This is a genomic window from Vibrio sp. Vb1127 (assembly GCF_033338735.1).
Lineage (GTDB): Bacteria > Pseudomonadota > Gammaproteobacteria > Enterobacterales > Vibrionaceae > Vibrio > Vibrio alginolyticus.
Genome location: NZ_JAWOTF010000005.1, coordinates 254,601 through 266,477, shown reverse-complemented (window position 1 = coordinate 266,477; position 11,877 = coordinate 254,601). Strand labels below are relative to the sequence as shown.

The window sequence follows — 11,877 nt, the reverse complement described above, 5'->3', positions numbered from 1 at the left end:
TTTACCTTAGCGTCATCAACACATCGGGCAAGAAAGCCCATCGATTACAACTAGGGTAATAAGAAAATGAAAAAGGCAGCACTAACTACTGCAATTCTTACAGCATTGGTATCAGCACCATCATTCGCAGCAACTGTATACAAAAACGACGGTACTGAATTAAAAGTTGGCGGCCGCGTTGAGTTTCGTGGTGACTTCATCGGTTCAGACGGTGCTGAAGTTGAAGGTTCCATGGAAGATAAAAGCCGTGCTCGTCTTAACCTAAAAGGTAAAACAGACATCGGCAACGGCCTTTCTGCTTTCGGTGTTTACGAAGCCGAACAAAAAACGGGCAAAAGTGAATTCAAAAACCGCTACATGTATGCAGGCGTCGACTCTGATATCGGTGCTTTCTCTGTAGGTCGTCAAGACATGGCTGCAGTCATCATCTCTGACATGACGGATATCACTGAATTCTCTGGTGTTCAGCAAGTTATTGATTCGTCCTCTGATAAGCAAGACAGCGTTTTCGCATACCGTGGTGCGTTTGATGCACTACAACTTCAAGCAACCTACCAAGCAAACTCTAGCGATAACGAAGATAAATACGGCATCTCTGGAATGTACTCACTACCAATGGGCCTAGACCTCGGTCTTGCATATTCTGGTGGCGACGTAAATAAAGACAACTCTGAAGACCAAATTCTAGGTGGTATCGCCTACTCGATGGATAACCTATACCTAGCAGGTACTTACTCTCAAGGTTCATTGACGGACGCTGAAGACTTTACGGCTTACGAGTTAGTAGCAAGCTACAAAGTAGCGAGCAAAGTGACCCTTGCTGCGCTATACACAGCTCAAGAGAATGATCAAGACAACGGTCCAAAATACGACACCGTTGAAGGGATCGAGCTCGTTGGTTACTACAAACTAAACAGTAACTTCCGTACTTACCTGTCTTACTACATCAACCAACTCGATGAAAAGAAGGATGTAGTAGATGGTAAAGTGAAAGTGGTTCAAGGTGAAGACACACTACGCCTAGGCGTACGTTACGATTTCTAATTCACTCTTGTCCTAAGAGCGAGTCCACTTGGCCAGCACCTTTGCTGGCCATTTTTTATGTAACCCAACACAACTCGATAAGTTTTCACACTATCGAAGCATCGCTCAGCAATGAAAAACGACCGTAACGACGCCTACTTCTGCCCTCTTTTAATGCGATTGCTCACTAAGTTAGTGCGTTTGATCTAATCGACAACATAGAAAAACCAAAAAAAACATTTAAAATCAAACAGATAAAAGTTGGCACGTGTTCTGCAGTATTATTTATGCAAATGCATGGCAGCGTTTGTGCTTCTCGTTCTTTGTACCTGTTATAACAGGCACGTCCTTTGAATTGGTAATGTCGCCTCCCTCTGGGAGGCATTTTTTTATTGGCGCGAAAAACAATAGGACGTATGATCCCGCCACCTCTATCAAACTGGAATTTTTCAATTGAATCATCATCCTGTTCAAGGTGCGTCCTGGATGCTAACAGCTGGCTTGGCATTCGCCATAGTGAACAGCTTCGCCCAAATTGCTAGCATCAACTTTGGTGTCTCTTCCACCACATTTGCGTTATTCCAATATGCAATCGCCTTATTTGTTATTCTGCCCTACCTACGTACACTTGGGATTAGGCGTTCTTTAAGAACCCAACACTTTGGCTGGCATGCATTCCGCATTTTTCTCTCTGTTATCGGGATTCAACTTTGGTTATGGGCTCTCGCTTACCCAGTTCCAATTTGGCAAGGTATTGCACTTCTCATGACCTCCCCGTTATTTGCCACAGTTGGTTCTGGCTTGTTACTCAAAGAGAAAGTAGGTACTGCACGCTGGTTAGCGACATTGACGGGGTTTGTTGGTGCCATGATCATTCTTGAGCCTTGGGCAGACTCATTTACATGGGCGACCCTGCTCCCTGTTGGCGCCGCATTTTTCTGGGCAGCGTATTCATTAATGGTTAAAAAAATGTCGGTAAACGATCCGCCATCAACCATGGTTGTCTATTTATTGCTGCTGATAACACCATTTAATATCTTGTTAGCGATACCGACGTTTACTATGCCAGATACGTGGACGATATGGGGTGTGCTTTTAGCCGCAGGTGCACTTACAGCACTCGCTCAATGGGCTATCGTTAAAGCATATGCAGTAGCAGACGCCTCATTTGTGCAACCATTTGATCACGCCAAACTGCCTTTGAATGTTGTTGCTGGTTGGTTGGTGTTTGGTTGGGTGCCACCTGGTCGTTTATGGTTAGGTGCTGCGATTATTATTGCATCTATTGCGTTTATTACGCATTGGGAAGCGAAAAAGACAAAGTTAGTTGAAAGAAAAATCTAATTTAAAAGTTCTATATTTTCAGGAAAGGAAATGAGGAACCCATATGAGTCAACCAATCAAAATTACACTGTATCGCTGGGCTGGTAGTTGGGGCCCATTCAAAGTCAATATTCCTTGTGGTGAATGTACATTAACCAAAGATATTTTAAAGGATACTTTTGAAAACGAACTAGCCAATGTGCCCGTTGAACTTGAAGTAAAAGATTGGTTATCGCACTGGTGGGAACCATTAAAAGCTGGTGCTTGGCATGCACCCATTCTTCTTGTCGAAGGGAAAGTTATCAGCCAAGGAGAAGCATTGAATCGGGGTGTGCTTGTACAGTCTGTTATTGCTGAGTGGGTAAAACGCGATGAGCTAAAAGGCAACATTGTTTATGGTAAAGCAACTTGCCCTTACTGTGTCAAAGCCAAACAATTACTTGACGAGGCTGGCGTTCAGTATGAGTACCATGATGTAGTTAAAGACAGCGCCGCCTTATACCGCATGATTCCTGAAGTAAAAGCCATCATTGGCGAAAAAACACCGGTAACAGTGCCGCAAATTTGGTTAGATGGAAAATATGTTGGAGGCGCTGACGATTTAGAAAAGTGGTTATCAGCAAAGGGGCTAGATAAAGTGCCTAACAATGTTGTGGAGATACCAAGCCAATCCGCGTAATTCTAGATTTAAATGTCATCAGTCTTTGAGTAGCGTTTGCCAATGTTGTGCAATATGTTGGCTACTTACTAACAACAAAACAGAGAAAAGCAAAAAGCCCTGATTTTTCAATCAGGGCTTTTTAAATTATTTCGCCAGTTTTTTAATAACACGAGCAAAAACAGAAGCTTTTTTCTTCTTCGCTTTACCGTAAAGCGCTTTGTGCATCGCGTCTTTTGCAATCATCTGGCCAATATAAGCACCACCAAGTTCGTTACCCATGACCTTCTCCTGAATGTATTGACTTAACTATGTTGTAATTTTACACCACAATTAGACAAAAACAAGACTTCAGTCACATTTATTTTGTAATTAACTTTCAGTTTGGTTTTCGTGGATTTTTGAAATGAGCGTCTATCGCTTAGGTTGTTGGTATGTTTTACCCGCTGCGACGTACGTATCTTTCTGTTTGATTTCAAAGAATGTTTCAAAGAACCACGCTGCAAACTTGATCAAGTGATCGCCTTCATTCATGACGTGCTCTACGTATTCTTGCTCTTCTCCGGACTCATCTTCTTGAGTGGTAATATGGTAAATACGTTTCTCACCATCAACTTCTGCAAGGCCAAACTGACCCGTTAGGGATTGCGCCGCTTGTGCAACTTCTTCTTCCTCACACGCCTTCAAGATTTCAAGTGCCTTTGGCATGCTTTCTTGCTGAGTAATTTCTTTTACCAGTGTTTCAAATTCGTTTTGTTGCATTCTTTCACCTAACGATTAGAGATCGGATAGCCATTGGGCAGAAATGTATTCCAAGCTTGAGAGAAGTATCAAGGTTCGCCCTCTTCCTTTCAAACCAAGTCATTCAGTATACACAACAAGCCAGACTTAATTTAGCTGCGCATTTTAGAAAGCCGACCTTCTGGTTGCAAGTATATTCAGATGGAAGTTTCTGCTTGAACCGTCCCTTCTGGCACTTTACGAAATTGGCTTAGTACAAGAACAAAGCAAGAAAGTAACGCAATAAACAAATAAAACACCCCAAGCTGCTGCTGATTCGTAACCCATGAGTCTACTAAGTACCCACCAAACAAACCTGCTAAACACATTTGAATAGAGCCAGATAACGCAGAAACCGCGCCTGCCTGTTGCTTATGTGGTGAAAGTAGCAAACTGATCGATACCGGGAATGACATTCCTTGAGCAAAACTTAAACACGTGAATGCCGTCAGCAATGAAAATACGCTGAAGGGGGTAACCAACAACATGAAGCCAGCAACAGCAACAATCGCGAAACTCATCAGCAAGATTTGCTGAGCTTTGTAACGAGCATTGATCAAATTCAGCACTAAGCTACCCGTCAGCAAACCAACTGATGGTATGATCATCAAAGAGCCGTAATCTGCCGCCGTTAATCCTAACTCTTGTTGCATTAAAAATGGATACAAGGAGAGCGTAACCAGAGCCGATAAATAACTAAGCCAGTTGTAGCTCGCACTACCAATCACTTGTGTATTCGTTAACAGACGCAAATAGTTCGCGCTTACTTCGCCTACTTTAAATTTTCTCTTCGGATAAGGCAGCGTTTCTGGCAGCACCAATAAACCAAGTGTAAAAATTGCCATTAAATAAATCAGCACAAACACGAAGACAGCATGCCAACTCAGGTGAAAAGCGATCCAGCCACCAAACAGCGGAGCAATAATTGGCATCACAGATGCCGTGACTGAAATATAAGATAGCGCTTTGGTTAATTGCATACCGTCATAACTATCACGCAGTACTGACCGACCAAGTACCGAAGCGCTGCCCGCTCCTAGGCCTTGCAGTAACCGTCCCGCTTCAAGGGCAACAATGTTGTCCGAAAACGCGATGCAAATAACCGTACCAACTAGATATACACTTTGCCCCAGAATAAACACTGGCCGACGACCAATCGCATCAGACAATGGGCCGTAAAAAAGCTGAGAGATACCGAAGCCAACGAGAAATAGCGTGACGAGATTCTGAATCGAATGTTGCGGCAAATTCAAGTCATGACCAATCAATGGCAAAGAAGGAAGATAAATACTAACGCCAACTTGGCCTGTGGCAATGATCATCATCGCTAATAACAATGGTGTTTTACGCAAACGTTCCTCCTACTTTGTGACAGATTGATGGCAAACAGTGTATATTTGATACTCAAAGATGATAATCAGCTAAGTTGGAAAGGAATTAATTCCCAAGGAGATACAATGGACTGGATTCAAAGCGTGAAGAGTTATATTCGTGTGGTCGAAGAAGGTAGCTTTAATGCAGCAGCGCGGAAACTCAATACCACCAGCTCAGCTATCAGTAAGCGAGTTCAATGGCTAGAAGATAAAATTGGCGTTCAACTACTCAAACGTACGACCCGCTCAATTAGCCAAACTGAAGCTGGTGCTCTGTTTTATCAACGAGCAAAAAGTCAGCTTGATTCATGGCAATCGGTATTAGATGAGACTCGCTCAGTCAACCAATCACCAGCGGGACTATTAAAAATTGGGGCAACGCTGGCCGTTGGTTCCAAGTTTCTAGTTCATTATCTTGATGATTTTCTTGATAAATATCCAGACATCACACTTCAATTAACAACAACGCTACCAGGCCAATTGCCAGAGCTAAGCTTAGACCTGTTTATTAGCCGGGAATTAGAGCAACTGAACTCTCTAAGTTTCAAAGCTACTGCACTTTTCGAACATAAAGCCCAGTTTTACGCCGCGCCTAGTTACCTAAAGAAATATGGCACACCACAATGCGTTGAGGATCTGACAGAGCATAATGTCCTGATTTGGGGAGAAAAACCCTCACGAGAAATCAAAACAAATCGAGGCAAACGTATCAGCTTGTCCGGTAACTTTGCCACGACCAACCCAGAAGCGCTGTTTCATGGCGCCAAAAGAGGCATGGGTATTTTGATGACGAACAACGTCATGATCAAAGATGATCTCAAATCCGGCGCGTTAGTCCCTATCCTGCCCGATATCACAGCGGATAAAGCTACTGTATATGCCTACTATCCAAAGCTGGATTATCAGCATACCCGAACTAAGCTATTCCTCGATTATCTCAAATCACGATTAGAAGAGGAGAAGCGCGCCTAGCTTAGCGTTTTTATCGCTATACCTTTAAAAGGTTCAAGCATAAAAACATGAAAATAATGATTTGTTCGTTCACAAAATTTGAAAAATCTGCCTTAGTAACCGATAGTTTATTTGATGCATATCAAATAATAATTCGTCGTGTCTTACACGATATGTTAATAACAACGCTAGGTGAAATGCTCGATGGGTCAGGTACAAATCAGTTTCCACAAAATTGATGAGATATTGAAGCTAAACGGCACGGCTCAGCTAAACCGAGTCACGTTAGATATTCATCAACACTTGCAGAGCCATTGCACTTGCGTTGTAGAAGTTGCGCATCTTCAGCAATCGGCTCATACCATTTCCTTCGCCAGCAATGGAAAAATTACAGACAACCTAAGCTACCACCTTTCAGGCACCCCCTGTGAAAAAGTGGCGAAAGACATTGGCGAACATATTTTCTATCAAGACCAGGTATACAAGCGTTTTCCTGAAGATAAGATGTTTCAAGAAGATGGCATTCAAGCTTACATTGGCCTGCCATTGAAGACACAAAATGGCGAAGTTCTGGGAATTTTACTGTCTACCTTTACCCGAAGCATCCACGCGAAAAAAGCGCAAGATATCCTCGACTTCCACCGATTTTATGCCAATGTCATTATTCATAGCTTACGTGAAAAGTGGGTCAGTGAACGTTCAGATAAGCTTCTTAATCAGCTTAGCTATGAGGTATCGCATGATAACCTAACTGGACTGCTCAACCGTAGCTGTTTAGCTGATACCTTGGAGACATTAACGCAGCAGGCGACTCGCCCATTCAGTTTGGCGTATCTTGATATCGATAATTTCAAATCGATCAATGATATCAACGGAAACTATATCGGCGACCAGATCATTAAGTTCACAGCTAACGCCATTCAACAGAGCTTGTCGTCGCCAAACAATGCGTTCCGTGTTGCAGGAGATGAATTCGCCTTCATCACGTACGACGAAGATCCTGTCGCCGTGTGTCAGGAAGTACTCGACAAAATTGAAAGCGGCTACAGCGACAAATCTAACCGGATTTCTTTCACCGTTAGTATTGGTATTGCACGTGCCCCAGTACATATGTTGAACAGCGATGAGCTGATTTTGAATGCCAGTCTCGCTCTCAAAGATTGTAAAAAACACCGCGATACACGGATTCAGCATTACGACACACACCTTAGTGCGTTATACCACCGTAGGACGCAGCTTATTGAGGCAATGCGAATCCAGCTAAGTACTGATATACAAGACAGCGATGAGTTGTATGTAGTGGTTCAACCGATCGTTGATATCACGAGCGACCGCTGGAATTACTTTGAAATTTTGACTCGTTGGAATAGCAATATCTATGGAAATATCTCTCCAGCGGAGTTCATTGAAGCTGCCGAACAATCAGGCCTGATTATCGAGTTAGGTGAACGGATTATTGAACTCGCGTGTATCGCAAAGCAAGAACTCGAAGCGAACCTAGGCTATAAAGTCAAACTCTCCATCAATTGCTCAGCGTATGAGCTGGTTGATTCCAACCGTTATATTAATCACTTAACCAACATGGTTGAAAAGTATCAGCACGAAGCAAAAGACTTTGTTATAGAGCTCACCGAGACCGTCTTGCTCTCACAAAGTGGCCGTGAACAGATGGTACTTAACTCGTTGCGATACTTGGGTTTTAAAGTCGCACTGGATGATTTTGGTACGGGATACTCAAGCTTGAACTATATACACAATTATCCGATTGATAGCATCAAAATCGATGCTACCTTTGTGCAGAACATGCTCTCAAATACAACCTCTGAACAAGTAGTGTTTTTGATAGCGCAATTGGCAGAGCTGCTTGATGTGGATTTGATTGCCGAAGGCGTAGAAGACGATAGAGCACTACAAAAGTTAATTGAAATGGGCTGCCACTACATCCAAGGTTATTTTTACTCTCGTCCACACAGTGTTGAAGAAATCGTACACCTGATAAATGAACGTGAAGTGCGGAGTGCCTAACGTACTGAACAGACTGCTGTCATAGAATTCAAATCTAGTTAATGCACAAAGTAAAAGAGACCAAGCTATGCTTAGTCTCTTTTTGTTTTTTGAGCGAAGTACTTTATTACAGCACTGCTTTCTCTTTATCGCGTAATAGTCTATCCATTTCATCTCTGTTCGCGACAAAAGTAGCCATCTCTTTCTTAGGAACAGAACTCGCCATTGGGATATTTGCTCGCATAGCGTTAACTGGACGGCCGTATTCAATCAACTCATAGTGAAGGTGTGGCCCAGTCACTCGACCTGTTTTACCAGAAAGACCGATACGCTGGCCTCGAGAAACCTTTTGCCCTTTCTTCACCAAAATCTTACTTAGGTGTAAGTAACGGGTTTTGTATTTGCTGCCGTGCTCAACAACCACGTAGTTACCCGCATATGGGTGTTTACGAGTCATGATCACTGTACCATCACCAGTAGAAACGACTGGTGTACCGGTTGGTACAGCAAAGTCAGTGCCGTTGTGCGGCGCAACACGCCCCGTTACTGGATGTAAACGATTAGGATTGAAGCCAGAACTGATACGCCAACGACTACTTACAGGGTAACGCTGGAATGCGCGCTGTAAGCTTTCACCTTTGGCATTGTAGAATTGACCATCAGTATGAAGGTAAGCGGTGATCTCGCGGCCGCGATTATAAATCTTAATCGCCTCAATTTCGTTCTTACCTGTTGGTACACCATTGATGCTTTGTGAGCGGCGAACAACTTCAAATCGATCACCTGCACGAAGATCACGTCCAAAGTTAAGTTGTTCTTTGAGTAAGCTTACGACTTGACTCACTTCCGCCGACGTTAAACCTAAACGACTCGCAGAAGAAGAAAAACTGCCTTGAATAACGCCAACTAAAGGTTCTTGGCTCCACACGCCAGGAATGGAAATATCAGTAAAGTCATAGCTACCATCACTATTCAGCTTGTAGACCACTTTATCTGCAATAGAAAATTGCAGTTCCATTTTCGCTAACTCGCCTGTCGCATCATCACGCCAGAAACGGAGCGTATTGCCCGGCTTAAGTGTATCAAGTGCCAAGTAGTTCAAATCCGTTTCCATTACTTTCATTAACGAGCTGTAACCGAAACCGAGCTGACTAAAAATAGTGCTTAGGTTGTCACCTGCTTGGATTTGATATTCGAAGTTCGGGGGAGTGACAACTTCGGCAGTTGTCGCATCAAGAATTTTTTCAACGACCTGAGATTCAGGTAGGTTCAATGCGATGGTTTTGGTTAAAGATGACTCTTTGAGAGAGTGAGAAACACCAATCGCAACTAAAACTGGCAAGGAGTATAACAGCAGCGCTCTACGACTTGTCAGATTCGGCAACCGTCTTGTAATTTCATTTGTAGACACGGGAATTACTATCTCCTTTCAAACAAGGCTCATAGCTTATGCATTCCCGAATAAGAAATCACTAGGAAATTTCGAGATCTAGCGCAGAAAATACTGAATTTTTACAGAACTCAAAAAAAATTCATCACTGTTGCATATGTAAGTTATTCCCTACACGCTGTAATGTGGATGAATTGAATTGATTTGGCGTGTCTGCCATTGCTTGATCGTCACCGTGCGCTAAATATGAAAGCGTGATAGTTGTATCACTTTTCCATTCGAGCTGAGTAAATTTCACGCGGTCACCAACAAAAACACTGTCTAAAAGGACAACTCGGCTCGGCACGGGGTCAAACTTGAACAAGCCAACATAGTTAAACGAACCGCTACCTTGTGTCGTTACAATCATCGGTGCAACAACCCATGAAACACCTTCAATCTCACGCTGGCTAATAGACGCAGTTGGAACAAGTACCTGACCTTTTGTCGCACCTGCATCATAGTCACCTATCAAATAGCCGTTTTCTTTATCCCACTCATCAAGAAAAGTGACCGCACTTTGCTCGGGGACTTGGATCGTCCAAGGATTACGTGCAGTGATACCAAGCGTCTCTTGCACAATAACGTTAGTTTCTACTTCTGTTTGAGGAAACTTAGCCATGATCTCGTCATCAGACAAACTAAAACGATAAACACCCGCGATCACAACCACAACCAATAAAACGATTGGAATAAGTAGAATAAGTGGTATCGGCAGGATTTTTTTGTGAGTCATGAAGACTTCCTTGTTTCAAGGTATAAACGAAAAGCGAGTATACCATTGTATACCCAAATGATTTCACCTCTTCAAGTGTTTCAAAATTAAACTAAACTGATTGTATCCAAATAGTTTCAAGTCCAGAGCTCATAACGAGCTAGTGACACAAGCTCTGTGCTCTAGGTCTATTGGTGTATTGGGACAAATAGGTAATCACGATGACAAAAACCATTCATACATGCGAGTGCGCCTGCGGTTTAGTTGAGATCCGTTGTAAGGGAGAGCCCACCCACACGTCTGTCTGCCATTGCTTCGAATGCCAAAAACGAACTGGCAGTGTTTTTGGGGTACAAGCTCGCTTTGAAAAAGAGCATGTCACTTTAAACGGTGAAGTCACTAGCTATACCCGAATTGGCGATGATGGCAGTGAGGTTCAGTATGACTTTTGTCCATCCTGCGGCACGACAATGAGGTTGTTCGTTGCTGCATACCCAGAAATCATGATCATTCCCGTCGGTCTATTTACCGATAAAGAGTTCCACCAACCTACCGTTTCAGTCTATGAACAAATGAAACACGGGTGGGTGAGTTTCGAATGCACAACGGAACACATCTGCTAGCGAGCAATCCGCGTTCACGTATTTACTTTGGCTCGGACAACCGCCCTATAAGTGAGATTTTTTTGAGAATGATCAATCGAGTTTTACTGTAAAGGGTTTCGTAACTCGGTGTGAGCGCTATAATCGGCTCCTAATATTTGGTGGGGGTTTATTGTGATTTCCAGACTTCCTCGTTGGGTGGAATATGGCGCGTTTCTACTAGCTCTTCTCGCGGGCTGCGTCAACGCCGTTGGTCTTCTCGGCTTTCAACACCAAGCGATAACTCATCTTTCGGGAACCGTAACTCAGCTAGGGAACAGCTTGCTAACAGGTGTGGATAGCTCCATTCACCTGCTCTTCATCGTATTTAGCTTTTTGATTGGCGCTGCCTTTAGCGGCTTTTTTATTGAAAGCAGTGCGTTAAAACTAGGGCGAAGATATGGTGTTGCACTGTGCATAGAAGGGAGCTTGCTCTTACTCAGCTTGGGCTTTTTGGTGCAAGGGGATTTGTACGGCCAATATCTAGCATCAGCAGCATGTGGATTACAAAACGCAATGATCACCACGTTTAGCGGCGCAGTAGTCAGAACCACACATATGACCGGAATCATCACCGATCTAGGGATTATGATTGGAGAGAGCTTGAGAGGTCGTCAATTTGACCGACGTAAAGCAAAATTATTCCTATTCATTTTCTTTGGCTTTTTGTTTGGCGGCGCGGCGGGAGCGGCTCTATTTACGGTATATGGTTTATATACGCTGGTTTTCCCAGCAATATTGGCTTTTTCTACGGCTCTGATTTACTGGAGTTACCTATACATACTTAGCCGTCAACAAAAAGCATAAAATTTCGATCCGATTGAAGCGACATGCTTCAATCGGATTTGGCTCAATAGGTTCACACTGCAACGGTACAAGAAACGCTGAACGGTATTTTGACACCACTAAAAACCTTAGAATAGATAAGGCTAACTGAATTTCTGGCTAAGAAGTTAGTCAGATCAAAATCACATTTGTTT

At 43.2% G+C, this 11,877-nt stretch carries 12 protein-coding genes; 7 read left to right on the top strand and 5 right to left on the bottom strand.

The window, feature by feature from the left end; translation table 11 throughout:
* Positions 1-66 precede the first annotated feature (66 nt).
* The 3 genes from R7H07_RS10250 (at position 67) to R7H07_RS10240 (ending at position 3,025) form a co-directional block, all read left to right on the top strand.
* Positions 67-1,044, top strand: coding sequence for a porin (locus R7H07_RS10250; protein WP_053350491.1), 978 nt, complete (start codon positions 67-69; stop codon positions 1,042-1,044).
* Positions 1,045-1,509: 465 nt separating this feature from the next.
* Positions 1,510-2,367, top strand: a complete 858-nt coding sequence (locus R7H07_RS10245; RefSeq protein WP_005375542.1) for a DMT family transporter — start codon at positions 1,510-1,512, stop codon at positions 2,365-2,367.
* A gap of 43 nt (positions 2,368-2,410) precedes the next feature.
* Complete coding sequence (locus R7H07_RS10240; RefSeq protein ID WP_158173155.1) at positions 2,411-3,025, top strand: glutaredoxin domain-containing protein; 615 nt, start codon at positions 2,411-2,413, stop codon at positions 3,023-3,025.
* Between the two features lie 126 nt (positions 3,026-3,151).
* Here R7H07_RS10240 and R7H07_RS10235 read toward each other — a convergent pair whose 3' ends face one another.
* The 3 genes from R7H07_RS10235 to R7H07_RS10225 all read right to left on the bottom strand — a co-directional run bounded on the left by R7H07_RS10235 (position 3,152) and on the right by R7H07_RS10225 (position 5,136).
* The gene (locus R7H07_RS10235) at positions 3,152-3,286 is read right to left on the bottom strand and encodes a hypothetical protein (protein WP_017635854.1); all 135 of its coding nucleotides are present in this window, start codon (positions 3,284-3,286) and stop codon (positions 3,152-3,154) included.
* 132 nt (positions 3,287-3,418) lie between these two features.
* A complete protein-coding gene (locus R7H07_RS10230) occupies positions 3,419-3,766 on the bottom strand; it encodes a hypothetical protein (protein ID WP_005375501.1) in 348 nt (115 codons plus the stop codon).
* Positions 3,767-3,942: 176 nt separating this feature from the next.
* On the bottom strand, positions 3,943-5,136 hold the full coding sequence (locus R7H07_RS10225; protein ID WP_017821607.1) for a multidrug effflux MFS transporter: 1,194 nt from the start codon (positions 5,134-5,136) through the stop codon (positions 3,943-3,945).
* A gap of 105 nt (positions 5,137-5,241) precedes the next feature.
* Between R7H07_RS10225 and R7H07_RS10220 the strand changes: the two genes are divergently transcribed.
* Positions 5,242-6,129: a LysR family transcriptional regulator gene (locus R7H07_RS10220; RefSeq protein WP_025768470.1), complete on the top strand. Its 888-nt coding sequence runs from the start codon at positions 5,242-5,244 to the stop codon at positions 6,127-6,129.
* Positions 6,130-6,312: 183 nt separating this feature from the next.
* Positions 6,313-8,133, top strand: a complete 1,821-nt coding sequence (locus tag R7H07_RS10215; RefSeq protein WP_206958947.1) for a putative bifunctional diguanylate cyclase/phosphodiesterase — start codon at positions 6,313-6,315, stop codon at positions 8,131-8,133.
* Between the two features lie 106 nt (positions 8,134-8,239).
* On the opposite strand, the gene R7H07_RS10210 is transcribed toward R7H07_RS10215, so the two are convergent.
* Both R7H07_RS10210 and R7H07_RS10205 read right to left on the bottom strand, forming a co-directional pair.
* Positions 8,240-9,523, bottom strand: coding sequence for a peptidoglycan DD-metalloendopeptidase family protein (locus R7H07_RS10210; RefSeq protein WP_025768471.1), 1,284 nt, complete (start codon positions 9,521-9,523; stop codon positions 8,240-8,242).
* A gap of 124 nt (positions 9,524-9,647) precedes the next feature.
* Positions 9,648-10,277, bottom strand: a complete 630-nt coding sequence (locus R7H07_RS10205; protein WP_170890029.1) for a hypothetical protein — start codon at positions 10,275-10,277, stop codon at positions 9,648-9,650.
* A 200-nt stretch (positions 10,278-10,477) separates the two neighbouring features.
* Here R7H07_RS10205 and R7H07_RS10200 point away from each other — a divergent pair, with 200 nt between their 5' ends.
* Both R7H07_RS10200 and R7H07_RS10195 read left to right on the top strand, forming a co-directional pair.
* Positions 10,478-10,879 carry a GFA family protein gene (locus tag R7H07_RS10200; RefSeq protein WP_025768472.1) on the top strand — a complete coding sequence of 134 codons (402 nt, stop codon included), beginning with the start codon at positions 10,478-10,480 and terminating at the stop codon, positions 10,877-10,879.
* 153 nt (positions 10,880-11,032) lie between these two features.
* Positions 11,033-11,704, top strand: a complete 672-nt coding sequence (locus R7H07_RS10195; RefSeq protein ID WP_206958950.1) for a YoaK family protein — start codon at positions 11,033-11,035, stop codon at positions 11,702-11,704.
* The last annotated feature ends 173 nt before the right edge of the window (positions 11,705-11,877 follow it).